24 protein-coding genes and 3 pseudogenes are annotated in these 24885 nt (G+C 31.0%); 8 read left to right on the top strand and 19 right to left on the bottom strand.

Going from position 1 to position 24885, the window contains the following annotated elements:
* Positions 1–116 precede the first annotated feature (116 nt).
* Both AC3WJF_RS14520 and AC3WJF_RS14515 read right to left on the bottom strand, forming a co-directional pair.
* Positions 117–542, bottom strand: coding sequence for a DoxX family membrane protein (locus AC3WJF_RS14520; RefSeq protein WP_492453373.1), 426 nt, complete (start codon positions 540–542; stop codon positions 117–119).
* A 29-nt stretch (positions 543–571) separates the two neighbouring features.
* Complete coding sequence (locus AC3WJF_RS14515; RefSeq protein WP_492453371.1) at positions 572–1327, bottom strand: DM13 domain-containing protein; 756 nt, start codon at positions 1325–1327, stop codon at positions 572–574.
* Positions 1328–1824: 497 nt separating this feature from the next.
* Between AC3WJF_RS14515 and AC3WJF_RS14510 the strand changes: the two genes are divergently transcribed.
* The 4 genes from AC3WJF_RS14510 (at position 1825) to AC3WJF_RS14495 (ending at position 3769) form a co-directional block, all read left to right on the top strand.
* Positions 1825–2382, top strand: a complete 558-nt coding sequence (locus AC3WJF_RS14510) for a hypothetical protein (protein ID WP_492453369.1) — start codon at positions 1825–1827, stop codon at positions 2380–2382.
* A 414-nt stretch (positions 2383–2796) separates the two neighbouring features.
* A complete protein-coding gene (locus AC3WJF_RS14505) occupies positions 2797–2952 on the top strand; it encodes a DUF1540 domain-containing protein (RefSeq protein ID WP_492453368.1) in 156 nt (51 codons plus the stop codon).
* 295 nt (positions 2953–3247) lie between these two features.
* Positions 3248–3562, top strand: coding sequence for a hypothetical protein (locus AC3WJF_RS14500; protein ID WP_492453366.1), 315 nt, complete (start codon positions 3248–3250; stop codon positions 3560–3562).
* Positions 3563–3598: 36 nt separating this feature from the next.
* Complete coding sequence (locus AC3WJF_RS14495) at positions 3599–3769, top strand: Fur-regulated basic protein FbpA (RefSeq protein WP_492453364.1); 171 nt, start codon at positions 3599–3601, stop codon at positions 3767–3769.
* A 468-nt stretch (positions 3770–4237) separates the two neighbouring features.
* Here AC3WJF_RS14495 and AC3WJF_RS14490 read toward each other — a convergent pair whose 3' ends face one another.
* From AC3WJF_RS14490 to AC3WJF_RS14475, 4 genes and pseudogenes are all read right to left on the bottom strand, one after another.
* Positions 4238–5158 (bottom strand): iron-hydroxamate ABC transporter substrate-binding protein, encoded by a 921-nt coding sequence (locus AC3WJF_RS14490; RefSeq protein ID WP_492453362.1) that lies wholly within the window; start codon positions 5156–5158, stop codon positions 4238–4240.
* Between the two features lie 379 nt (positions 5159–5537).
* Positions 5538–6032 carry a VOC family protein gene (locus AC3WJF_RS14485; protein WP_492453360.1) on the bottom strand — a complete coding sequence of 165 codons (495 nt, stop codon included), beginning with the start codon at positions 6030–6032 and terminating at the stop codon, positions 5538–5540.
* Positions 6033–6073: 41 nt separating this feature from the next.
* A pseudogene (locus AC3WJF_RS14480) lies at positions 6074–6790 on the bottom strand (SDR family NAD(P)-dependent oxidoreductase).
* An 84-nt stretch (positions 6791–6874) separates the two neighbouring features.
* Positions 6875–7510 carry an FMN-dependent NADH-azoreductase gene (locus AC3WJF_RS14475; RefSeq protein ID WP_492453358.1) on the bottom strand — a complete coding sequence of 212 codons (636 nt, stop codon included), beginning with the start codon at positions 7508–7510 and terminating at the stop codon, positions 6875–6877.
* Positions 7511–7675: 165 nt separating this feature from the next.
* Here AC3WJF_RS14475 and AC3WJF_RS14470 point away from each other — a divergent pair, with 165 nt between their 5' ends.
* Entirely contained in the window at positions 7676–8248 is a 573-nt protein-coding gene (locus tag AC3WJF_RS14470; protein WP_492453356.1) for a TetR/AcrR family transcriptional regulator, read from the top strand.
* A 1013-nt stretch (positions 8249–9261) separates the two neighbouring features.
* Here AC3WJF_RS14470 and AC3WJF_RS14465 read toward each other — a convergent pair.
* On the bottom strand, positions 9262–9495 hold the full coding sequence (locus tag AC3WJF_RS14465; protein ID WP_492453354.1) for a hypothetical protein: 234 nt from the start codon (positions 9493–9495) through the stop codon (positions 9262–9264).
* Positions 9496–9683: 188 nt separating this feature from the next.
* Between AC3WJF_RS14465 and AC3WJF_RS14460 the strand changes: the two genes are divergently transcribed.
* Entirely contained in the window at positions 9684–9863 is a 180-nt protein-coding gene (locus AC3WJF_RS14460; RefSeq protein ID WP_492453352.1) for a hypothetical protein, read from the top strand.
* Positions 9864–10756: 893 nt separating this feature from the next.
* Here AC3WJF_RS14460 and AC3WJF_RS14455 read toward each other — a convergent pair.
* The 4 genes from AC3WJF_RS14455 to AC3WJF_RS14440 form a co-directional block, all read right to left on the bottom strand.
* Complete coding sequence (locus AC3WJF_RS14455; RefSeq protein WP_492453350.1) at positions 10757–12634, bottom strand: hypothetical protein; 1878 nt, start codon at positions 12632–12634, stop codon at positions 10757–10759.
* A 2-nt stretch (positions 12635–12636) separates the two neighbouring features.
* A complete protein-coding gene (locus tag AC3WJF_RS14450; RefSeq protein ID WP_492453348.1) occupies positions 12637–12828 on the bottom strand; it encodes an ATP-binding cassette domain-containing protein in 192 nt (63 codons plus the stop codon).
* Positions 12828–13022, bottom strand: coding sequence for a hypothetical protein (locus AC3WJF_RS14445; protein ID WP_492453346.1), 195 nt, complete (start codon positions 13020–13022; stop codon positions 12828–12830). Before AC3WJF_RS14445 ends, AC3WJF_RS14450 begins: the two co-directional genes overlap by 1 nt.
* 105 nt (positions 13023–13127) lie before the next feature.
* Complete coding sequence (locus AC3WJF_RS14440) at positions 13128–13262, bottom strand: hypothetical protein (protein ID WP_492453344.1); 135 nt, start codon at positions 13260–13262, stop codon at positions 13128–13130.
* A gap of 383 nt (positions 13263–13645) precedes the next feature.
* Between AC3WJF_RS14440 and AC3WJF_RS14435 the strand changes: the two are divergent.
* Positions 13646–14787 (top strand): annotated as a pseudogene (locus AC3WJF_RS14435) (IS110 family RNA-guided transposase).
* A 364-nt stretch (positions 14788–15151) separates the two neighbouring features.
* On the opposite strand, the gene AC3WJF_RS14430 reads toward AC3WJF_RS14435, so the two are convergent.
* The 6 genes and pseudogenes from AC3WJF_RS14430 to AC3WJF_RS14405 all read right to left on the bottom strand — a co-directional run bounded on the left by AC3WJF_RS14430 (position 15152) and on the right by AC3WJF_RS14405 (position 20228).
* Positions 15152–15604, bottom strand: coding sequence for a YoqH family protein (locus AC3WJF_RS14430; RefSeq protein WP_492453342.1), 453 nt, complete (start codon positions 15602–15604; stop codon positions 15152–15154).
* An 848-nt stretch (positions 15605–16452) separates the two neighbouring features.
* Positions 16453–16632, bottom strand: a pseudogene (locus AC3WJF_RS14425) (recombinase family protein); the annotation flags it as partial.
* 116 nt (positions 16633–16748) lie between these two features.
* The gene (locus AC3WJF_RS14420) at positions 16749–17411 is read right to left on the bottom strand and encodes an ABC transporter ATP-binding protein (protein WP_492453340.1); all 663 of its coding nucleotides are present in this window, start codon (positions 17409–17411) and stop codon (positions 16749–16751) included.
* Between the two features lie 14 nt (positions 17412–17425).
* Positions 17426–18205 carry a hypothetical protein gene (locus AC3WJF_RS14415; protein ID WP_492453338.1) on the bottom strand — a complete coding sequence of 260 codons (780 nt, stop codon included), beginning with the start codon at positions 18203–18205 and terminating at the stop codon, positions 17426–17428.
* Positions 18206–19000: 795 nt separating this feature from the next.
* Positions 19001–19765 carry a hypothetical protein gene (locus tag AC3WJF_RS14410; RefSeq protein WP_492453336.1) on the bottom strand — a complete coding sequence of 255 codons (765 nt, stop codon included), beginning with the start codon at positions 19763–19765 and terminating at the stop codon, positions 19001–19003.
* Between the two features lie 61 nt (positions 19766–19826).
* Complete coding sequence (locus AC3WJF_RS14405; RefSeq protein WP_492453334.1) at positions 19827–20228, bottom strand: hypothetical protein; 402 nt, start codon at positions 20226–20228, stop codon at positions 19827–19829.
* A 380-nt stretch (positions 20229–20608) separates the two neighbouring features.
* Between AC3WJF_RS14405 and AC3WJF_RS14400 the strand changes: the two genes are divergently transcribed.
* Complete coding sequence (locus tag AC3WJF_RS14400) at positions 20609–21097, top strand: hypothetical protein (protein WP_492453333.1); 489 nt, start codon at positions 20609–20611, stop codon at positions 21095–21097.
* 999 nt (positions 21098–22096) lie between these two features.
* Here AC3WJF_RS14400 and AC3WJF_RS14395 read toward each other — a convergent pair.
* A complete protein-coding gene (locus AC3WJF_RS14395; RefSeq protein WP_492453331.1) occupies positions 22097–22543 on the bottom strand; it encodes a hypothetical protein in 447 nt (148 codons plus the stop codon).
* Between the two features lie 315 nt (positions 22544–22858).
* Positions 22859–24885: Eco57I restriction-modification methylase domain-containing protein (locus AC3WJF_RS14390; RefSeq protein ID WP_492453329.1), on the bottom strand; the 2027-nt coding region annotated here is incomplete at its 5' end.

The following is a 24885-nucleotide window of genomic DNA, read 5'->3' as shown; positions in this document are numbered from 1 at the left end:
CATTTCCATTCTTGTTTTTGTTTGTTTGGTCACTTACATTATACAAGAATTTGGGGAGGTACTCCTTTTTTCATGCCCTGAATCGCATGAGGGACAAGGGATTGGAATTATGAAATTCATTCAACTAAATAAAAATATAAGTTTGTTACACTGAAATAGGAAGTATATTTATTTCCTAACAATAAGATGATCGCTATAGATAGCTGAACTGGATAAATATAAATCATATTAGATAGCCAGTAGTTAAGATTCATAAAGATGGCACATAAAATAGCTGGAAGTGTTAATATCCCTAAAATTAAGCCTATACCAGCTAATGTTTCACCCCAAGGAATCAAAAGATTAAAAAGGCTCATGTTTCGTTCCACGAAATGCACCATAAAGAATTTAAACCACTCAGGTGTTAAAGTATTACTTACTACAGCTTCTGGGAGTCCAGACATGGTAAAATGAGCTTGTAATTTAAAGACACCTTGTTGTAGCCAACTAACTCCAAGTCCTATTCTGATCAGTAAAAAGAGATACTTGAATAATTTGTTCAATTTACATTTCCTCGCATAAAAATCAAATTTTACATTAATTTAGCAGAGCCAAATATTACATGGGCTTTGTTACAATAAATAACCACCGTATTAAACCCTGTTGTATCGATGCCATTTAATGAGAAAGTTTGATCTGTATTTTCTAAATCAATTTTTGCAATTGATTTACCCGAGGCAATATCACCGTCTTTTGTTAAATATACATGTAGATCTGGACCTTTATCTGTTTTAAAGTTTGATAACATTAATTTTCCATTATTGATGGTGGCTGTTCCTGAAACCATTTTTTCATTTTCTCCACTAAACTGCCCAGTTACAGACATCATAGCTTGGTCCTTAATCATTGCTTGACCGAAAGTAACTTGAGCTTTGTTACAATAGATGACCACAGTATTATACCCTGTTGTATCAATATCATTTAATGAAAAAGTTTGATCTGTATTTTCTAAATCAATTTTTGCAATTGATTTACCCAAGGCAATATCACCGTCTTTTGTTAAATATATATGTAGATCTGGACCTTTATCTGTTTTAAAGTTTGATAACATTAGCTTTCCATTACTTATGGTGGCTGTTCCTGAAACCATTTTTCCGTTTTCCCCCATAAAACTACCTGAAAGTGTAGAAGTTGAGTCATTCTTTGAAATACTTGTTGTCATAGTCATGGATGAAGTCTCTTGCTTAGTTTTCCCAGAGCTAATTGTCATCTCATTATTCCCACAAGCTGCTAAAGCAAAAGCCATTGTTAAAACGAGTAATAACATGCCTAAAAATTTTTTCTTCATTTAAATCACTCCTAATTTATTATTAATGATTATTACGGTTATCAATATAACAAATAGAGTTAATCCCATAATTATTTATTTCTTAAGTAAGTCTTAAGTATCTCGTAATTCGTATTAAGAAAACGGAAAAGTTGTAGGAATATCAATTGACAAATCAGCTTATTCTAAAGAAAAAAACGAAAGTAAATTCAACGAAATAATTGATTTGATTATATGAGCGATAAAAAAAAGACACTCACAAAGAATGTCTTTTATTCATCATTTAACATATTGTGGCGTGATATATTTCTTAATATGTGTGCCATCAAGTTTAATCAAGTTCAGGAAAATGTAGATAAAAAGGATGCTTTCATCAAAAAATCATTTATCGGTTATTAGTTGATACCTTTTGAGGGAATTGTAAAATGCCGTATTAAAACCGACAACCATCGAAAATGGATAATATTCATTTAAAGGGTAAAAATAGAATGATATTCTAAAAAAGGAAAGGGATCATTATGATTACTGATAAACAAATACTTAACAAGGCGGAAGACCTAAATGGGTTAATTGAAGCCCAATGGATTAATCAAATTTTCCTATCCCCGGCTTGGATATTCCAAATAGTTTTTATTCTCCTCACATATATCTTGTTTTTCTATCTTGTAGACAAAAAACGAATTACTGAAATACTTCTATATGGCTCTTTAGTTGCTGTCGCATTTGTTGTATATGATTCTGTTGGCGAACAATTTAATTACTGGGCAACCCTGAAGGATGTATTACCCATAAATGTTAACTTTTTTTTGGGTGACGCTACAATTGTTCCCTTATACGCCATGTTGGTTTATCAATACACTTTCTCTTGGAAACGTTATTTAATTTGGATTGCGGTTTGGGGAGGGGTGTTAGCTTTTGGATATTATAACTTGGTGTTAAAATATCTTAACGTATTTGTTTACATAAAGAAATTTTCTGTAGCAATTGATTTTTCCCTTTTTCTAATTGTGGGTATTATTGCTAGGTGGATTGTAGTTTCTCTTTTAAATTTAGAAAAAAGAAGGAGAGTAAGTTAAGATTTTGCAACAATCTGTCCCGATTGTGGAATAAGAAAAAATCCTGCATTAAAAAATTAACACAGGATTTTCAATCAAACTTTATTATAAATTGTCAATCTTTATTTTAAATAATCAAATTTCGAAATTATATATCAAAAAAGTTCTTTACTTATATCTCATACATCTACTTATACGTAGAACTAACAAATTAACAAATTCGTTTTATTAAAAGCCCATAGTTAGTTCTTACGAGGGGGTCTGTTTTGGTGTATAGTTCTTTGATTTATATCCCACTATATCTAGTAATCTATGAAAATGCTGATTGTTAGATTTTTTTAAGCCGGCTTGTATCGAATTTGTTTGCTTTTTCTAATAAAGTTTGTATCAACTTTATTTACTTTGTTAAAGCTATTTTCTAGGAGGTGATTAATTTTGGCTAAGGATGTTTTATGCGAAGTAAACAATTGTAAATTTTGGGATAATGGGAACAAATGCACAGCAGATGCCATTTATGTAGTCAGTCATAAAGGAAAACATGCTTCTAATACTGAAGAAACCGACTGCAAGACATTTATTCCCGAAGCGTAGTTTTTTATTGAATCTGAAGGGATAATCAACATAGGGATTATCCCTTTACTATTTATAGTATTGATAATAATTATCAATTTCATTCAATATTTTTTAATATGAAAAACAGATAATTATTTTCTATTTTCTACCCATTTATAAAGACATTCAAGTTGATTCTCAAAAACTTGCATTACGCTTTATTCCGAGGAGGTAAAGGCATGATTCAATATTTCATCGCACAAGAACGTTTACACATCAAATTGACTGTTTTTGTCCAGGTAATATACACTCAACTACCTTAACTATTAATAAAATGGATATAATCGAAGTCACTAATGAACAAAGTTTCCCTTTTAATAACGGATGGTATCTTCTAGCTATAATCAATAACCAAGGGCATTTTTATATAGCCCTTGAAGATTTAGACCAATATTTTTGCCCAGGGAGACCTGTAACGGACTTTGACTTAGATTTGAAATTAAATTATTTACAATATCAAATAGATAAGGCTCTTGAAGTAAGAGACGAAGAACAATTTATAAATCATACAAAAAAATTAAAAGAATCTAGTGACCTTAAGGTGAAATTGGAGAACTATATAAATAACGAAGTCATGAATCACTATTAACAATTATCAGGTGTTCAAAATCACATATCTGAAGGAGTGATAAAGATAAACAATATTTTAGACAAAGTGATGGATAATGAAAAACAGCTACTTATTCAGCCGTTACTAAATGTGGAATTTTATAAATCATCTGATGATCGTCAGTTATATGAATTAACATTGCAAGAATTAAAACGTGAATTCAATAAATACTTGAAAAACATTTAGTAGGCAATTGAATTTGTAAAATTCCTTAATCGAAAATACATTAATATCCCTTTTCGAAAAAGCCAAAGACAGCGCTGTATCTTTTACTTTTTCTCCTTTGGAAAGTGTAAATTCTGAACACATGATTTTACGACCAGTTAATAATGAAGGAGATTACGGTTGACAGAAAAGTAAATATTTTGGATTGTAATTTAAAATAAAGTTTTATTATAAATACCTCACAAGAAAAAAAGTTAGATTAAAATGGATTCTTTTTTAGTATATTTAAGTTTCGTTTTTATAAAAAAAGTTGAAAACTTAATAAAACTTATTTGAAATATCTTTTTAATACTCACTTTTTTAATAATAAATTGAGAAAGGAATTTAATCCTCTCTCAATCCTTATTCATCAATTTATCGAATTTCTTTTAATGCACCGCTCCATAAAATCAGTTGATCTAACATATCATTTACAACACGATTATGTACCTATTGTAAAAAATGTTCTTTGAAGAAATTTAATTGATAGTCTAAAGTTAATGGATCATTAAACATAAATGTATAACCATTTGCTTCAAATGCATGATTGTTCTTCACGGCAGGTATGTCTTTATAGGATTTAGTATTTTGATACGAGTTATCTTGATCACTATATTTACTAATAACTAAATAGTCACCAACATATTTAGGTAATACTTCTGTAGAAATCATACTATATCCTTCTTTACTTGTAGCTTTTTTAACATTATCAGGCATTTTTAACTTCATTGCTTGATAAAGAACCTCTGTTCCTCTTCCCCAACCACTACCAAGGATACCCATACTTTTATCATAGCTTTCCATTACTGTAACAGTTGCATTTGTACCAATTTTTGCTTTTATTTCTTCACCAATCGTATTAGCGCGTTTTTTAAAATTAGTAACCCAATTTTGAGCTTCTGTTTCTTTGTTTACTAGTTTACCAATTTCTAAAATCTGCGTTAGGTAATCCACTTTATTATAAGTGAATGTAACTGTAGGAGCTATTTGTTTAAATTTGTCTAAATTTTTATTGTCACTTGATCCAATGATTAAATCTGGCTTTAATTCAATAACCTTTTCTACATTTTCATCAGAAACAGTAGGTACATCTTTTAACTTTTCGTTTAATAACGGACTCTTCTTTGACCATTCCTCAACCCCAACAATATTCACACCAAAGGATAATAAATCTCCTGCATAGTCAGACAATAAAACTACTCTTTTAGGATGAGCGGGAACTTTAATAGGGCCATTTTCTGACTGGTATGTAATCATTTCATTTCCGCCCTTTTTACTTTCTCCTCCAACTGTCTTTTCCGTTTCCTGCTTTGCACATGCACTAATAATTAATGAAATCAACAGAATAATTGGAATTATAACTTTCTTCATTTTTTTGTACCTCCTTTAATAGAAATTCGCAATTAAATGAGATTGATAATCATTTTCAATTATTAAATTACCTTGTTATTATTTTTTTGTCAATACCTCTACATAAAAACTCCCTAATCTCACTTTCTGTAGTAAAACCATTTTAAAAAATATATGGGGCATTTTTGGCAAATGCCTTCTGAAATAATGTACCCCCATCAGTAGTCAAGCCAGTTATTATTCTGATCCTTTCTATTGAACATGGGATTGAAAGGTTGTTGAGAAAAAAGGAAAAAGACCAGCCTCATATTAAAGCCAGCCTAGGTTAAGAATTATTTTTGTTCAACTAAAGCTATCAGTTTGTATAAGATGAAAGGATCTGCAATTGTTTTTAGTGCCTTCACGAAATTGAGAGTCTACTACTCAGGATTTTGAATATATTTGCTAACTCAGTTGAATGAAGAGGGATATGACCAATTAACTCTTCCGGTGTTAAATCTCGTGTGAACTCTATTAGATTTCCATCAGGATCATAAATGTAGAAAGATTCGTTTACCATATGATCTGCAATCATACTAATTGGATAGTTATTGTCAACAACGACACGAAAATGTTTAGATAATTCCTGACGAGTGGGCACTAGAATGGCGTAATGATCTAGTCCAGTCTCGTTCTTTGCACGTTTTATTGCATGTTCTATTTCGGTTAGTATTAGCAAAGGATGATTTTCAGGTGTCCCAAGAATTGCAGACTTCTCATACCTTTTTAAAATTGAAAAGCCTACTATAGAATGATAAAACTTAATTGCTTGTTCAAGGTTTCCGGTATTTAACGAAACATAGCCGATATGTTTATTCTGACCTATTGTTTCATAAGATGAACTTTTATGTTGCATAGACCATCACTCCTTTTGTCAGGAACAATTAAACATATATATTAGTGTTTACGTTCCACCAAATAATGTAAAGGTTCATCCGAAGCAGCAGTGTCCCCAAGAATAAGCTCAGATGAATACTCTCCGATATTCTCTGGATTAAACCAATTATTTCGAGCAATTCCATATTTAATTCTTTCACGAGTACGAATTGGTCCAATAATAATTTCGTAAATACGAGGACCTTGTTGTGATTGTTCAGATGCTAAAGTTAATATAAGTGATTTTTTTGCTGCTTTTGTTAAACCAATCAAACCTGCTCCGGGATAGGGACGATCTGCACTTAGTCCACTTAGATGGATCAAAGCTCCACTTTCTTTTAGAAGAGGAACCAATATCCTCATGGCACGAAAATGACTAGTAAGATTATCTTTAATAGCTTGATCCCACATTTCATCTGTAATGTTGATGAGTGGAATCCCGGTTTTACCCCAAGCTCCAGTAGTAATAATTGCACCATCGAATTGCCCAAACTGATTTGCAAGCTGATTTTGTATTATTTTACTCTCTTTATCAGGTTGATCTATGTTAACAGCTTAAGGAATAAACTCACCATTTTGGATATCAGACACATAGTTAGCTAATCCCTTTGCCTTTTCTTCTGTCCTACTAAGAGCTACAACGGTTGCACCATTTTGAAGCAATTGTCTTGTAATTCCTTCACCAATCCCCCCTGTTGCTCCTAGTACAATTATCTTTTTACCAGTAAGATCTTTCATAAAGACTCATCCTTTCTATAATAAAGTTTATATTTAAAAGCAAGTACATAAAGGGGGCGAAGTATACCCCCGCATTATCAATAATTAAAAATTTAGCTTCACTAGGTCATCTGCTGCTTCTGATACCTTTTTTAGTCCTTCTTCGATAATTTCTTCACTTTTATCACGCATTGCATTATGCCCTTCAATGATGACTTCATCCATAATCTCCATACCAAACATACCGTTAAACGTATTTTTCATATATGTTACTGCCATTTCAATCGGTGCTCTTTCTGGTGTGCTGTAAATTCCTCCACGTGCATTTAATAAGATTACTTTTTTGTCGGTCATAAGTTGAATTAACTTACCCTCCGGACTGTATTTAAAAGAAAAGCCTGCCGCAGCAACATAGTCAACAAATGTTTGTAACTTGGCTGGAATGGTAAAATTCCATAATGGAAATGCAAATACGATTACCATCGCTTCTTCAAGGGCATCCATTGCTTTTTGTTTAGCAACTAGAATACGCTGTTCAATATCCGATAATTCAATACCATTTTGTTTTTTATGCACTGCACTGAAGAAATCTTGCCCAAAAGAGGGCATATCTTCTTCAAACACATCGTAAACTTTTATATTTAAATGATCAGCATCCTTGATTCTTTCTATAAAGGTCTCATACATTTTGCTTGATATACCTTCTGGTCGATTATTTGCTTTCACGACTAAAATATTCATTTTAATTCCTCCTAATTTTCTATGCGCGTGTATTCTATACAACACTTGTTGTATAATTGAATTGTATTCTTCAATTAAATTTCATTCAACCGATTAATTTTTAAATTCGTTGGATATCCAACAGATGAAGAAAATTGTCTAAAAACTAGTAAAAGGAGAGTCAACATGGGAGGAACAAAACTTGATCCACGAATTATTAGAACACGTAAATTAATTATGGATGCCTTTATCCTATTATCACAAATAAAAGATTTTGATAACATTACGGTTAAGGATATTACGGAAAAAGCTACGGTAAATCGAGCGACCTTCTATTATCATTTCACAGATAAGTATGATCTTTTAGAGCAAGTAATAAATGAAGACATGATACCAAAAGTTATCGGACAAATTAGCGATCACACTGAAATTAACGAAGAAACAATTATAAAAATTTTCATTTCAATTACTGAATTTCAAAACTCTACTAAATCTCAATGTATGAAAAGCTTTGAAGCCTTCAAATCCAATATAGAAATAACGATAAAAAAAGAACTAGAACAATTTTTCTACAAGCGATTATTAGAAAAAAAGATAGGTTACAGTGAAGAAGAATTAAAAATAGTAGCTGTTATGTTAAGTTGGGGGATATATGGAGCAACAATTAATTGGCAATATCATAGTAATGCGACTGCAGAAGAATATATAAGAAAAGCGTTACCATTCATTACGAAGGGAATGGGGGTTTATAGTAAATAGTTGAGGCAATAGCAGAAGACAGAGTACGCTAGATATGAAGGGTATTAGAATTCGATTAGCGTTAATACAAGGATAATATCCAACTTTGTATTATTAGTTTTTTTGGCTAACATTCGGAAATTCTTTCTCGTAATATGCCTAAAAATGTTGATTTTCTATGTAGCTTTATAAAAAGATTGAACAAAAATAGCCCTGTAATCGCTAATTTATTAATGCAACTAGCTTTTTGTTTTTGCAAAAAAGATTGATCAAATTGGTTGCTTTTCAGAAGAATTAAGTTTCGTTTTTATAAAAAAGTTTGATCATTTCATAATAGAGTTTCTCACCAATCACGCCCGATCAATAAGAACAACTTCAAAATTATGTATAAATATTAGTTTTTATCCAGATTGTTTTTGAAAAATTATTCAAAAACATTAATAAACATGCTGCCAACATACATTAGTTAAATGCCAGAAACTTCTATTCCTCCTTTTAAAGTAAAAGTAATCCTTCATTTATAGCTAATGTGTTTTCAGTTAAGGTAACTGATGTTTTGTTCACTTCTAAATTCTCAATTGTATCAATTAATATCTCTAAATTCTTAATAGTTAATTTGGACGCAACATTTTCATTACCATGCATAACCTGATTACGTATTTTTCTATATGCATTTAAGTAGTTGGTTAAGTTTTGACTGGTATAATTTTTATAAACTGTATGAATGCTAGTGGTTGTTGTATCACTAGTATGATATCTAATTAAGCACTCAAAAGTAATAAACAGGTGCATAAAACTGCTCAAGATGTTATTCCCTTTAAACAATAAATAACTTAAATATAATGATTGTTTCCAAAAAGGAGCTGTATTTAGACAACCTGTAATTCTTAATTCTGCAACAAAAGGATTTGTGTCTGCAATAATATCTATATCTATTGGTTCTCCATCTATTACAAAGTTATAGTTTATATAATAATTAAAAGGTTCTATCGTGAGTGATTCAATTGTTAAGTTTGTATAATTTTGACCAGTACTTAAACACTCTCAATATTATATTCCTCTTCTTCTACCAAAAAGCCATACCTTGGAGTACATTCGACCTCATCAATAAACAATAAGTTGGAAAGTTTTATTTTTTCAGTCCATTTAAATCTAAAGTCATTATAACGAATAAATTTTTCATAACCGTATATGTCCATATAAAACTTATGGACTTTTTCTACAGTTTCTAAGAGAGATAGTAATTCTTTAAACTTTTTTGATAACATTTTTTAGCTTCCCATTTAAATTATATGAAATATTCGTTTAAAGAGATGGTGAATGATTTTAACATCTTGTATTCAAAAAAAATCCAAATATATATTATAATGGAAACTAGCGATAACTGATTCCGCCCCAAATGTACAGAATATTCAAAGACAACTAGAGGGATATAGCTAATATAAGGAGGAATACAATGAAATATGTTAAATTTGCAATTCTTACAATCATTGTTATGGCCATTAAATTTAAAATTTCTTTTGTTGTTGCAAATAAATTCAACATACATTTAATTGATTCAATTTTTATTGTAGGGTACTTTTCTTCTTTTTTTCTATCTTTTTCTCAAGCACAGGAGGAATATTTACAAATTTAAGCGATATGAAAGTTGCAACGAGTTTATCAGGAATAGAGAACAAATATAAATTCAAAAGAACATTTGGCTCGTTAAGTGTAAATTGCTTTAATCTTGGTTCCATTTTATTTTTCCTAATCGGGTTGGTTGTAGCGTTTAGTCTTTAGAACATTAGGATAATAAAAAAATGCGTTGATTCAAAAATAGAACTCTATTTATCAATATCCCTCTTTAAATAGATAAAATTCAGATACATTATTCAGGTTTCGTGATAAGAAATGAAATCAACACTTTACACGTAGAAACGTGTTACTTTATCTTTTATAAATAATATCTTCCCAAGTATAGACTCTTTTCGCTATCACAATTTGGTGGGCTATAAAAATTTCTGTAACCTTTAATTGTCTACTTTTTCATTAAATTCTATTTTTTCCATAAACGTGCGCAACTTAGAATGCCATCTTGAATGTAAACTTCAGGGACTAAGTTTCGAAAAGACACTAAGATTATTACAGATTTAAAGTTTCCTTAATGCTTTTATTTTGTCATCCATACTTTTGAATGTCCTGCAGAGAAACAAGGCCATCAAGAAAATCCTGAACACTCTCTGTTTAAATAGAGCGTTCAGGTTTCTTTGGATTTTAATATTTTAGAAATCAAAATTCCATTGATAATACCAATAAATCACCAGTATAGTAGCAAATCTTTTTACAGCAACATCAGTAATTATAAAATTAGCTGCGTTTTGCGATCGTCTCGCAGTCATAATGAAAGATAGAATATCTTAACGGTATATACAAGACGGCTTCATCGCTTTTCACGTAATATTTCTACAGCTAACACTATACAAAAGGTACTACTAAAAGGAAATACTTTCAGGTATTTTTGCAAATAGAGAACTGTTTAGTCTCAACTTAAGCATGCTTCTCTCTTCTTCTAAGTACTAACTCTCCAATCGCCAACAAAAACACAATGAAAGTTAATAGCACAATTACTCCATGAATCCAGTTTAATTGAGTCTGCTCTAAAATGATCGCTAATTCCCCATTGATAATTTTAAACGGATTGAAGTACGTAAACGGAGACAGGTAGGCAAGTTGATTTACAAGCTGTGTACTTGTAAAATATCCAGCTAGGATGACTGTAGTTGTGACTGCATAAACAGACAAGATATTTTTACAAAATAGCGCAACTACATTTACTAAAATAATGGTAAAAATCATCACGAGTGTAAATAGCAGTGCTGATTGCAATAAGTATTTCCCCAAGGGAATAAACTGAAATCCTCTTCCTTTCTCTACATACTGAAGAATGGGATATTGCCAATCACCGAATCGGTTGCAAATGGTACCAGTCAACACCAATAAGCACATCATTCCAAAGGAACCGAGACTAGAGAACACTAAACCTTGAATCAGTTTACCTGAAAAAATTTGCCTAACCGAAAGTGGCTGCGTTCTTAGAAACTGTAATGTGTTCTTCTTCCCACATTCACCAGCAAGACCTGCCCCGAATAGGAAGAGAGCTAGTGCTATTAACACTAAATCTAGATGATATTGAAAAAAATGATATAAAGTAAATAAGCCGCTGTTATCCAGCTTTTCATTGGCTTTTAACCACTTCTCCCCTGACTGATTTTTGCCCAAGTAGGAGTAGATGGTAGGCACATAGTCTCCTGATATAACCGGTTGGATGTGGCGCTTTAGGAGCCACTTCTTTTCCGCAATCCCAATTTCGACTGACAATGTTCCTAAATCCTTTCTAGTATCATTCACGATCATTTCGGAGTCAAACTCTTGATTGGCCCAGCGATTTTGGAAGAGTTGATAGGATAATAGCAATTGCCATTCTCCGTTGGTAAATGCTGACTTAGCTGCTTTCGCTTTTTCAAGCCCCTCTTTTAAAAAGGACAAACTCTTACTAAGTTGATGATCATCCGTTTGATTTGACTTCTTTGTCTCATCCATTGCCATTTGTAAGGATGGAATAGCCTCTTTTTCTGTGTTCATAATATACTGATTCAATTCTTTAACATAATGTTGTTTCTTTTCTGCGGTCTGTACAGACAACATGTAATACCCAATGACAATCATTAGACAAAGGAGCACCAGTGTATATCGTAGCAAGCCCCTGCGCCAGCTCTTCTGTACCTCAAACACAATAATTTCCCATACGAGTGATAGTTTCACTCTGCGTACTGGATAGCCGAAGGGCTTTTTATAATCGGAAAATGAAAAGCCCGCCAAGGATGTGGAAGGCACCCAAATGGTTAGACCTACCAAAGCAAGTCCGCACAACAAAGGAGCTAAAGTTACTGCCCCTGTTGAGTGTAAGAGCCATTCTTGGAACTGAAGTACGCTAAAGGGATTCCATGAACTGCTACCGTTTGTGAAGGTTCCAACAAATACAACTAAACTGGTCATAACTAATGCAAGGAAGGTATTTTTCAGCCACTTACTCACAAATAGCAGGATGCCAAATACGAAAATCATTACCGTAGCAAAAAGCGCACAAGATCTGTATATATAGGAAGCAGTTGTAATGATTGACCATTTCTCACTTATTTTAATCATTTGAGGGTAATTCCATAACCAAGCATGTGACCCAAAAGCCCATGAACCGAGCAGAGACAGTACGATGACGACTGCTATGTAAACAACAGCAACTGTTAGTAAGCTTGCATACTTACCAACTAGTATTTTCCACTCTGCCAATGGCTGCGTGTGAAGAAATCGCCACGTTTGATGCTCGTGTTCCATTGTAAAAGAGTGACCAAACAGAAAGACCAACAATCCTAGACCCGCAAATGCACTTCTCCCTTGTCAGGCTTGATTAGGTTGGTAATGATGTTGAGTAGCGTGGATTTTCCTGAACCATTGGGTCCCACGAGAGCTACAATTCCGGGGGTTACCATTTCAAATGTGACCCCTTTTAGCACCTTATCACGTTTGTAAGATTTATGTATCTGGTTGACTGATAAAATCATTAGTTCACATCCTCTTGGTAAACGTATTCGTCAAAGATAAAAAAGTTTATATGGTCCATCTTTTTAATAATAAATCGATTGCCTTCATATTCTCCGCATCTAATGTTTAAAGAAACGATAAATTCATAAATTCCATCATAGTAATCTTGGTCAGAAATCTCATCTTCTAAAAATGAATCTATAAAATTTTTCATTTTATTTCTCTCCCTAATACTTGCACGTCTTTTCTAAATATTTCACTATAATTGCAAAAAATCCTTCTTTCACTAACCTCCCGTTTGTACAATATGGATCTCGAATTATTTATTAGCTAATAAAGATAATAAATCAATTACATCATCAAGCCTAAAGGCAATCCATCCTAAACTAATTGCTATAATTACCAAAGTAAGTGTTTTAATATTTTCTAAGACATTTTTATCATTTAAATTCATAATAACCCCTTAATGAAAAAGAAATATTTTATAGATTAAATGATAATTCTCAAAGGTGTAATAAATTTCCTTCTTCAACAAGCTTGCCCCTTTACTTCAATAAGAAACACTCATGATTTTACACTCACACCCCGGCATGAAAATAATTTCAATGCTGGGGTTTTTATTTTTGTCCATTTTTCCATACTGGTTAATGCTATGGAAAGTAATGTTTACGTGGCTTTTTGTGGTGGTTCAACCCTGTATAAGAAACTGTTTGGAATTTGCCTTGTGGACACCCCTATGTCGACTCTTCAACTCCTGAAGATGATCACGTACAGAAAAATGCTGTTTGACCAAGCTTATTCCACTTTCCGTAGACATTATTTTGGAGGTTTTTCTATATGGACATTTTATTAACTCATTGTGCTGGAATGGATGTTCATCAAAAAGAGATTGTTGTTTGTGCCTTAACTGGCTCTAATGATGAAGTCATCCAAAAAGAAATCAAGACTTTTTCAACCCTAACCAAAAGTCTTTTTGAATTATTGAAATGGTTAGAGGAAAGAGAAATCACTCACATTGCCATGGAAAGTACGGGCATCTATTGGAAACCAGTCTTTAATATCCTTGAAGGATATTTTGACATTACCATTGCCAATGCCCAACGAATCAAAAATGTTCCTGGTCGTAAGACTGATGTTTCCGATGCGGAATGGATTGCCAAACTTCTTCGTCATGGTTTAATTGAGAAAAGTTTTGTTCCCTCGCAAGACCTTCGAGAGTTACGTGATTTAACTCGATTACGAAAGAAATGGATTGGTAACTTAACTGCGGAAAAAAACAGAATTTCGAAAGTACTTGAGTGTTCTAACATAAAACTTGGCTCCGTTATCTCTGATATCTTTGGAGTCTCAGGTCGTAGACTTTTAAATCAGCTGGTGGAAAAAGGGTATCTTGATAAAACAGATGTCGATGATAATATACATCATTCACTTCGGAAAAAAGCAGATACTATATCTGAATCCCTTTTTGGAACTCTAAATGAACATCAAATGTTTATGATCAAAAGCTCATGGAATCATATAGAGTACATGGAAAAATCTATACAAGAACTGGAAACCCGCATTGAGACAATTCTAAGTTCTTACCAAGGAGAAAAAGAAATTCTATTATCCATACCTGGTGTTAAAGACCATACGGCAGCTTGTATTATTGCAGAAATCGGAACAGACATGAGCCAATTTCCTTCGTCTAGACATTTAGCTTCTTGGGCCGGTGTATCACCCGGAAATAATGAAAGTGCTGGTAAAAAAAAAGTTCTAAAAGTGTGCCGGGAAACCCACATATAAAATCAGCCCTATGTGAGGTCGCCTGGGCAATATCAAGGTCGAAAAACACCTCAATGGCGAATGTTTTTTGGTCTCTTTCTGCAAGGCGGGGTAAGAAAAAAGCTTTACAGGCTATAGCACACAAAATTCTAAGAATTATTTATACCTTATTTCTCAATAAGCAACACTTCTCTGAACCATCTATTGCCAGTTAGTCATCCAACATTACAATATTCCTCAAGGTTATGATTTTTTTAAAAGTAGAGATCCTACCCTCTATTTAGTGTTGTCTTTTTTCTAAAAAATCACGTTTAAGAAGCTTCTCAAGCTCCAAATCTCATGTTCGCCCATTTAATTTGCACACGTATCGTATCTACTCAAAACCCTTTACCAGTACTCGCCCATTTTATTTTCACAGAAAAAAGCCACCAAATTGACAGCTGGATCTTTAAGTGTAAATCTTCACAAAGTTTTCTTAGTAGAAACCTTTCTTGAAAAGTTGGTGTAATGCTAGTTCTAATAATAAAAAAACATTACCTCATTGTTGAAGTAATGTACCTTTGTACCTTAGCTTTAATGTTACTTACACTTATTGATATTGCCTTTTAATATAGGTGGTCCCAATTTTTCATTCTTTGTATTTGAGAGACGAACTTGCACTTTTATATTTTCCATCTTTGCTGTTATTTCATCAAATCTTCCTGCCCAAGTCGGACTATCTATTTCTGGAGTAGGATAAAGTCTAAAACGCCAACTTATTTCACTTGGCTTAAAGGCGAATCCTTCATAACTTTCGTAATCACCAAAAGAAGATGGTTCAGGAAGGTGAACTCCTAGAATACTTATGTTAGTTCGTTCGAAACTGGGCGGACGCAACCGTACCTTATAAATTAATGCTGTGCCCTTTGCATTTTCAAGTTTCTTATCTAATGTTTCTAAGACCATACTACAAGGAAAAACTGCTGCTTTTGATTGTAAAGGATAAATACAAAAAGCTGAGACGATAAATATGCCTAAAATAAATTGTTTCATATTGCACCTCCTACAATTCTTTTTAGTTAATTTCCCCTCTTTATCAACTAAATATTATGAATGCTAATTGAACAAAACTACCCTATAGTTACAGAAAAAAATTCTGCAAAAACAGGATTTAAATCAGACATAGTTGGAAATAACCAAACTTTGTTTTAAATGGTCAATCTTTTTCATAAAACTACATGTGACACATTATATAATAGTTAATCTATGCTTTTTTTAGTATGTTTTACACCATTTGTATTTAATAACTTATACGAAAGAAAAAATTAATGCATATTACCATTGTTAAACGAACAATATTGAATCAGTAGACTAATTATATTATTTAAATACACTAATAATATTTAACCGTTTATAAAAAACACTGATATTCTTTTCCCCTGATTTATAAAAAAGGCCGAAGGGCATCCGGGCTTTCACCTGGTTTTCCTTCGACCTATTTCAAACCTTTTTATTTAAGGATTTACATAGATGTTTCAGTACATTGATTTTAAATTTACAGTAGTGAACTTTAATGTAAAGTAGTGAACTTTAATGTATCTAGACAACTACAATATCTGTGTGAAGATAATAAAGTTGTTTAATTTTGATACGTTGAATGCGCATGGATTTGTTAGTAAATGCAAAACGTTTTAAAATATAGTTGTTTAAATTTACTTCAATAATTAATCTCAACTCAGAATTTTTGATAATAAAGTTGTTTAAAAAAATGTAATCTGTTACTTTTACTCCAAATCGTACTCATTGAGTATTTAAAAACAGCTAATATAGGGTTAATATCAGCTTCCATACAACCAGTGGCAAAGTAATCTACCAACATTCGTTACTCTTGCCCTTATCGATTACTTGGTAGCCCCATTATCTTTTAATTTCCGGTACAATGTCATTCTTGAGATTACGGCTTTTTCTGAAGATTCCGTGCGACTCAGCCCTTAATCCATAAGATATAAAGCGTAACTAACCTTTTCTTCGTCGGTTTTTGGCCCACCCGGATGTTTTCCTCGTTTTCTCGCTTTTACTATGAGATATAAAATTCAGATAAACGCAAGAAAGAAATTAAAGTGATATATTGTTTTTGGTGTACGTTATAAAAAAACTCGTGTAGTCAGCTTTAGGAACCACTGCATAAAGAATAATTCTATTTAACATCTTGACGTGGAGACGCTTGTAAATCAATAGAACCATTATCCATTTTATAAACATAATCGCAGAGTAGATTAATATCTTCCGAATTATGACTGGATAATAAAAAGGTTACTCCCTTTGAATTTAATTCTAATATTAGTTTTCTAATATCGACTACTCCTTGTTCGTCAAGTCCATTCATCGGTTCATCTAATATAACTAGTTTTGGATTTTCCATTATAGCTTGTGCGATTCCTAATCTTTGTTTCATACCTAAAGAATATTTCTTTACTGGTTTACTATCATTAGGATCTAACCCAACTAACTTAATAACGTTTTTTACTTCTTCATCAGAAATAAGATTTTTAATTGAGGATAACATCTTTAAATTTTTAAACCCAGTATAATGAGGCAGAAAACCAGGAGTATCTAATAAAATTCCAAAATCTTTAGGAAAAGAACCATTTATAATATCCTCTCCAAACACCTGAATTTTGCCTTTTGTTGGAGAAATTAAACCACTTATTACTTTAAATAAAATACTTTTACCAGAACCATTTCTGCCTATTATTCCATAAACTTTGCCACTTTCAACTTCTAAATTTATGTTGTTTAGAATCGGTGTGCTTTTTGCAATCTTCGTTACATTTTTTAAAATAACGATTGAATTGTTCATAAAAAAACCTCATTTCATATATTTTGTTCTGACCAAAGGTTTTCAATTTGTCTCTTTACTGTAATTTTTAAAATAAATATTAATAACGTAGATAAAACAATGCAATATAAATATGAAAATAGCAAGTTGAAATCTTTTGTGTTTTGTATTATCATCCCTTGAGTTAAAGGTAACCATTTTGTGAGTTCTGATGTTAGATTTGTTAATGATACGGATAAACAAATTATTATTAATAAAATTGTAAAAGAGATAGTAGACGATTTAAAAATTAAAGTCAGTAATATGTTAATTAGTACCCCTTGAAATGTTGATAAAATAATTAAGAAAAAAATATTTAATAGCAAAGTATTGTCATTATATGTAATAAGTAAATTAAGTTGATCCATATTAATTGTATGTACACTTGGAAATAAAATTATTAAGCATTGAGTAGTTATAAAACCAATAAAATAATAAACAAAAATTAAAATAAATAATGATGAAGTAATTCCAAACAACCATAAGCTTGTATTTTCAATTCTAGGTAATAACATATATAAGGAATGTTTTATTTCTCTATCTAAATATAAGCCAGTCATAAAAATTACAGGTGCCTGATGTAATAACCATCTTAAAAAGCTAATTCCTAGATCATTAGGTCCATAGAAGTAAAGAATAAGAGTTTGAATTGGAGTTTTAGCTTGAAAAGAATTTGATGTTATAAAATGAATTATAAATATGGATATCATAATGACTAAATTTCGAAAAGATAATACACTTGAAATATTGAGTTTTATTATCCGAATAAGTTTCATTTAGCGCTCCAAAAATAGGACGCATATTTTTGGCGTCTATAACCAACTAAAATAAGTAGTCCTATAATAATTATCCAATAGCAAACAGAGTAACATTCAGTTACAAGTAGGTCATTTGTAATAAGGGCATTATCTGAGACAAGTACATTGGGAGTAAATGTTATGTGTTGAGTAAAACCCAGATTATTTAAAGTCAATATGATATTAAGAATATTGAATATTAACACGCTTATAAAACTTATTACTGTATTATTAAAAAAGACAGTGCTGATATAAAAAATGGTGCCTATAGCAATAAGATAAAAGTAAATTAGAATTACATTGCATAGAACAATAATAAAAGGCGAGTGGAGTTTGGATAGAAGTAATATACCCGTATTTGTTTGATATGAGTACTCGCTCCAATTATTTTGTAATTTTAGTGTAATAATTGATTCTAGGAAAAACAACAAACCCCAACCCAAAAGAAATAAAAACCCTAATGTAAAAATGGATAAAATATTAGAGAAATATAGGCTTTTTCGATTGTTGAATTTTAAAATCAGTGAATTCCTAAATTCAGTTAACTTAAAAAAATTATATATTATTATTAGAAAAAACAACGATAATATGTAAAACACAAAGAAAAAGTCATTAAAATTAAACAAATATAGATCAAAAATATTTTTATCTGAATTATGAGAATTAGTGAATTCATAAAATTTAATCAAACCTAACAAACAACATGTCCCAATAAATAAACATAGGAATCTAAAACTCAGTGTTATTTTTATTAGTTTAAAACTGTTAATATTATTATATAATTTTTTCACGATTTCTATTCGCTCCTACTACGAGAATAGCTGCACTCAAAATGAACAAAGAAAAATCATATATTATTACATTGGAAAAAGTTAAATCTCCATAATGATTCAGATCATATATTATTGCTGCATTAAAAAATCTATTAATTTGCAAAAGAAAAGTACCCGATAAGATATAGAACAAAAAAGGAGCAATTATAGCAAAATATCTATTTAGAATGAATGTAGATAAGCCTAAACCAACAGTGGAGAAAATAGCTCCACACACAAAAGAGTTCACAATTATAATAAGTACATAATAGATTGGATTATAGTGATAAATATCATTGAAAACTATAATAGTACTATTTATGAAAGAGGTATTTATCCCTTTGATAGTAGCAAAAGCAAAAAATGAGACTAGTAATGAAACAGAAATCACACAGCCACCAACAAGACAGTTAATTATTAATCTAATAATAATATATTTAATCCTTCCAATTCTTAAATAGACATAGTTAATAAATCCGGATTGTACATCTTGAACATAAGAAGATGCGAATGGTATACATACAATAACGGGAAATACTATTCCTAACACGGCATTGGTGCCCTCACTGTAAGACAACATAAATAAGTTAAAAGCGTTATTACGTTCATCTGTAAACATAGACTCAGCAGAACCAACAAAAATACAAATAATGCATAGTAAAACACTAATTAGTGTTTTTTTGGATGCGAAAGCTCTATAAAATTCCTCAAAAAAGTAATTTTTCACAAAAAACACCTCGCTTTATGATTTAGGATAAGAAGATGCCCCCAGAAAGGAGGCACTACTTTTAATATTTATCTGGAGCCCAATGACCGGTTGTTGTTACAGTGTTAAAGGTAGTAGCAGAAGTAGATATATTTAAATGTACCTTTGAACCCATTACACTACTAACATTGTTGTAATCAATTTGCATATCTGCTGGCATTGAATATGAAAGTTTTTCAGAAACATTATCGCCGTTAGTTTTTTCTATCCAGGCAACCAATTTTCCACCCTTTACAGTAGTCGCTTCAAGAAAAGCGGAACTACTACTATCTTTAGTTCTATCTGCTGTTTCTGAGTCGCTAAATACTGGAACTGTAAATGAATATTGAGTTAGTGTTGTTGACGCTTTTATAAATCCTGACGACATTATTATTGCTACGCAAACTCCAAGAACAGCCCCCATTTTTATTAAACTGCTTCTCATCGTTATCACCTCCTCACTACTCTATATAATTTGACAAAAAAGGAAATTACCCTTCAAACTTTTACATTATTTTTAATTTTTTTGTTTTTTAACCTATTAAATGAATTGACCTTCTAGTTTAACTTTAAAAGTAACCTTATCTCTTCCTTAAACACCATTTATAAGGTGTAACATTAATTTTTAACTACTAATGAATTTTCTTTATCTCTTTTCTTTGCCACCACTTCGAAACAATTCAGAACATTATTACCTTTTAAAGATAAGTTAATGTAATATGCTTAAATTACAATAAGGAAAAAACACTTATAAAAAAAGCAGGGAATTTAATTTGTTTAGGGAATATTTACGGTTATTAAAACGAATTGGAGGTGGACCATATTATGAAAAAAAGAAACTGGTTAGTTTATATTTCTTTATTGATGCTAATTTTAGGTATATTTAGTTTATCAAAATCAGATTCAGTCCAAAAAAAATACGAGCAAAATCGTAATAGCCTGTTAAATAAAATAGATGCAAACAATCTTTCTACACAACAAATTAATGAGATTGGTAATATTGTAAAAGAGATAAATAATCGATTTCATACTAGTGAATATGTTGAAGTTTATCAAGGGCGGGAAGGTAATGTTGCAAAGAATGCTAATTATTCGTTCCCAAAAAATTCTTCAATAAAGAATAACTTTTTAACCGAGGCTTTTTATCCTATTGAAACATTTAAAGGAAAAAATTTTTATGTAGTACATCAGTACTTTCCAGATTGGTATTTTCTGTTCCCAATATTCCTATTTAGTCTTTCAGCTATTTTCTTAATAATTTGGACTGTACTCCAAGTGAAAGATTTATTAAACTTGAAATTCGGTTTTAAGTAATTTCGACTATTGGCGAATGTGAACCAATGTAAACCCCATTAAAAGAACTGGGGGTACCGCCAACAAAACGAGGTATCTGTACTATAAAAATCAGGAATATTTAAGTATCCTAAGAAGGGAAATTGAGTGAAAGTTTCTTTGAACACTTGATATCTTAACTTAGTAAGCAAATGTATTCAATGTAGCGATTAGCGATGCTTGAAAATGAGAATGCATCAAATAACACTGTTAGATAAATAATCGCACCTTTTTCACACGCTAATCCATTTTCACGTAAAAATCCAGATTCCTGTATGCTAAAAGGAATCCGGCTTTCACTGTTTAAATGCTTAATACATTTAAATTAGTCAATTGTTCACTATCAAAATGTGACGAAAATGCTCTACGAAATTTAAGGCAAATAATGAGTACAATTTCAGCTTGACAAAAATTCACTTAATGGGGAGGAATTACTGGACATGATGCTTATCATACAGGGCAGATAAAGGTGACACAGAAATCCTCATGTCCTTTATTCATAATAAGGACATGAGGATCTTGTTTTACATGCTTATCTAATTTATTTTAAGCTTTGTTCATGCTTTCCTTCAGTTCATGAATAAGCATTTTTTGCTTCAAGAGGCTTACAAAGTGCTTCATAATGTTTTCCCCTACTTTGTTCAAAAAGCGGATATCCTCTGGATCAACCACAATAAAAGATACATCTCCATGTTTAATTAGTTTGTTAGCAACTGAATAACAGTTATTATTAATCATTACTAATATAAATTAAATATCTTTTAAGTAAGTAGTTCCTCTGACTTTTTCTAAACTCCTGTCAGAAAAGTTTCATTAGTACTAAAGTGTCCAACTTAGATGACGTATTTTTTATTGATTTTTAACAAAATGTAGAAATATTGTTATTACTGTGTAAAAGCCAAATACCCTTGGGGTTATTTGGCTTAATTGTTTAAACTATTCATACTATACTACAGGTTTATAAAGACTCAGTAGGATTTATTATTTCTTTTTCATTACAATCACTACTTCCAATAAATAAGGAATTAGTTCTTTTTGTTGACTGCTTGGATTTATTTTTCTAGCTTTTCTAATTTCCTCAATTTCAAAATTATGATTACTAGCAATCTTTGAAATTATTTTGTCAGTTTCGATTTCAACACCATAATAAGCGGAGTTTGCCACATTGAAGTAGATCTTCCCTGATCTTTTTACTTTCCTTGATAATCCTTCAAATAAAACATCCATATCTACAAAGTAACCTTTAATCATTTCTAACAAAGACTTATTCCAAAATTTCTCTTTATGGTTTTCTAATTTTATAAGGGCTTCTTTTAATTCATTTATATCAAGTAGAGGAAGTTCTCCCCAAGCAACCTGTACATGAGAGCGAATAGTTTTCCTTCTTAGATCTCTCAATTCTTCATATCCTTTTATCAAATCCAGCATCCATAACTCTATCATATAAGTGTCAGTATAGTCTCTAGAATTTAAATATCCAGCATAAGATATAAAACGCCACAAGCTATTGAAGAAGAATCTATAAAAATTGCTTAATACTTAACTTTTTAGTGTCCAAAATATTGACGTAGATCCAGACCTTGAAAATGACTTATCTTTTTGTAAACCTCATCTAACCTAACGTGTAGAGATAATAAAGTTGTTTAATTTTTGGCTCAAAAATGCAGTAACCTCCTACTATTTAATTTGATAGGAGGTTATTAAAGTTGTTTAAAATATATATTGAATCTTACTTTTTATAATTTATGGATTGTAAAGATAACTTTCAATTACATTAATATCTTTCTCATTCAAATTATATATTTTATATACTAATTTATTTAATTCCGTTTCTTCTAATAATACTTCTATACCTTTCTGGGATTTTTTTATTATCTTGTCAACTATAGAAACTAACTCTTTAAATTGCTTACTAGTGTTATCTAACATTACTATAGGATAACTTTGCATAATAGGGGACTGAAAACGATACTTTTTAGATTGCAAATGAACTGGATTTAGTTGTTTATGGTAAAACAAAGTAAGATTACTATTTAGAATTCCTAATACATATTTATAATCAGCTAAGCTGAACTCATCCTTTAAAAGGATAGAGTATACTGTTCCATTAAAAAAGGCACCTGTTGTATCAAGGGAAAATCTACATTCTGAAGCTAAATCAGGAGTTAAAATTTTCGTTTGTTTAAAAGTCGCATGTGTACGAGGCACCCATATGTCATACCAGTCTTTTTTGCTATTCTCTTTTATATACGCTCTACTTTCTAAAACTTCCCTATTTTCCATCAAATATTTCTCTACATTTGGATAATGCTCCAATTGTATTCTTTTTGTACCATCAGTAGTCTGAATATAAGGATATAATAAATAAGTGTCTGAACCTTCTTTGTTGCCAGTCCAACAATAATGCCATCTTTTTAAATTTGTACCTCTTAGTAATGGAAAAATTAATTCTTTCTCAAATTTATTTTTTTTTACAAAATCACATGTTAATTTTTTACAAAAAACATCATCAGCAGTAGTCTGCACTCCAACCAAAATATTTTTACTTATTTCCTTCAATTTCTTCACTTCAGAATGATCATTAATCTTATTAAATACTTTTTCAGTTATATGATTTACATATCTCCATGTATCACCGAGGTTTACAACACCTATTTCATCAACTTTTAAATCCCCTTTATCATAAACCACCTTTTTCCAGGATGGTACTTTCTTAGGATTTGGTCGAAAATTATCAAAAAAATAGACTCCAGCTAGAACAGCTGCTTTAAAGGAAAAAACATTACCTAAATCATAAACTTTTATTAGATTTGAATTTTCAACAATAAAATCTCTCACTATTTTCCCATATGATGCAGTCATAAATTTATCCGAACATACGATGACGACTTTACCATCAATTTTCCGAGCTAAACGAATTGCCTTTTCAATAAATAAAGTATACAAATCAAATTTACCTTTTGCAGTATAAAATTTCTGTTTAAGTTGTGTTCGTAAATCATTATTTATTCCATGATATCTTAAATAAGGGGGGTTAGTTGCAACTAAATCATATTGGTTGTAAATCAATACATCTTTGTCTTTATCCAACAAACTGTCTAATTGAAAAACTGGAAACGTTTTATCCGAATAAGATTGACAAGAAAATTCCACAATAACCATTAATAATCTAATTTTAGTAATCAAGCATGGTATTGCTTGGATATCGATTCCAGTTATAATTTTTCTAGAAAAAACTTTTTGAATTATAGTATCTATTTTGATTTTATTATTTCTATAATGTGATAGTAAATTGAATAGATAAACAACTAGAAAATTGCCTGATCCACACGCTGGATCAATAACACTGTACTCCACTTTTTTTTCCGAATTATACTCATTAAAAATAAGACTAATTAGATCCATGCGTGTATAATGCTCACCTAATTTTTTTCTCTTTTTTTCTTCAGAAAGCAACAAATATAGTGTTCCTAAAATATCTTCAGTGGTATTGGGTGGATGATTTTTATTTAGCCAATTAAGTATTTTTAATCCCGACGGTGATTCAGAATTTAATGAATCAAAGATATCTTTATTCAACTTAAGCATTGCTTCTATTTTTAGCTGAGCAAGGTCTATATTATTTATACGATTATTATCCAATGTTTCTAACTTAATATATTTTTGACAGTATTTAATTCCGTATAACAAAAAAAAGGTTTCTATATCTTGAGGATTCATTTCCTTCAAAAATTTATATGCATCAATTATGTACGATTTTACCTCTTTAC

This window comes from Heyndrickxia sp. FW510-T9, from assembly GCF_058781025.1.
The sequence above is the reverse complement of the archived record's forward strand: the minus strand, read 5'-3'. Positions and strand labels throughout refer to the sequence as shown.

Bases quoted from the DNA above. Each gene is read 5' to 3' on its own strand.
- AC3WJF_RS14420 (WP_492453340.1), bottom strand. From the start codon at position 17,411: ATGAACAATTCAATCGTTATTTTAAAAAATGTAACGAAGATTGCAAAA.
- AC3WJF_RS14490 (WP_492453362.1), bottom strand. From the start codon at position 5,158: ATGAAGAAAGTTATAATTCCAATTATTCTGTTGATTTCATTAATTATT.
- AC3WJF_RS14475 (WP_492453358.1), bottom strand. From the start codon at position 7,510: ATGAATATTTTAGTCGTGAAAGCAAATAATCGACCAGAAGGTATATCA.
- AC3WJF_RS14415 (WP_492453338.1), bottom strand. From the start codon at position 18,205: ATGAAACTTATTCGGATAATAAAACTCAATATTTCAAGTGTATTATCT.
- AC3WJF_RS14400 (WP_492453333.1), top strand. From the start codon at position 20,609: ATGAAAAAAAGAAACTGGTTAGTTTATATTTCTTTATTGATGCTAATT.
- AC3WJF_RS14440 (WP_492453344.1), bottom strand. From the start codon at position 13,262: ATGAATTTAAATGATAAAAATGTCTTAGAAAATATTAAAACACTTACT.
- AC3WJF_RS14500 (WP_492453366.1), top strand. From the start codon at position 3,248: ATGGATATAATCGAAGTCACTAATGAACAAAGTTTCCCTTTTAATAAC.
- AC3WJF_RS14460 (WP_492453352.1), top strand. From the start codon at position 9,684: ATGAAATATGTTAAATTTGCAATTCTTACAATCATTGTTATGGCCATT.
- AC3WJF_RS14430 (WP_492453342.1), bottom strand. From the start codon at position 15,604: ATGAAACAATTTATTTTAGGCATATTTATCGTCTCAGCTTTTTGTATT.
- AC3WJF_RS14470 (WP_492453356.1), top strand. From the start codon at position 7,676: ATGGGAGGAACAAAACTTGATCCACGAATTATTAGAACACGTAAATTA.
- AC3WJF_RS14445 (WP_492453346.1), bottom strand. From the start codon at position 13,022: ATGAAAAATTTTATAGATTCATTTTTAGAAGATGAGATTTCTGACCAA.
- AC3WJF_RS14485 (WP_492453360.1), bottom strand. From the start codon at position 6,032: ATGCAACATAAAAGTTCATCTTATGAAACAATAGGTCAGAATAAACAT.
- AC3WJF_RS14405 (WP_492453334.1), bottom strand. From the start codon at position 20,228: ATGAGAAGCAGTTTAATAAAAATGGGGGCTGTTCTTGGAGTTTGCGTA.
- AC3WJF_RS14395 (WP_492453331.1), bottom strand. From the start codon at position 22,543: ATGCTGGATTTGATAAAAGGATATGAAGAATTGAGAGATCTAAGAAGG.
- AC3WJF_RS14465 (WP_492453354.1), bottom strand. From the start codon at position 9,495: ATGTTATCAAAAAAGTTTAAAGAATTACTATCTCTCTTAGAAACTGTA.
- AC3WJF_RS14510 (WP_492453369.1), top strand. From the start codon at position 1,825: ATGATTACTGATAAACAAATACTTAACAAGGCGGAAGACCTAAATGGG.
- AC3WJF_RS14515 (WP_492453371.1), bottom strand. From the start codon at position 1,327: ATGAAGAAAAAATTTTTAGGCATGTTATTACTCGTTTTAACAATGGCT.
- AC3WJF_RS14450 (WP_492453348.1), bottom strand. From the start codon at position 12,828: ATGATTTTATCAGTCAACCAGATACATAAATCTTACAAACGTGATAAG.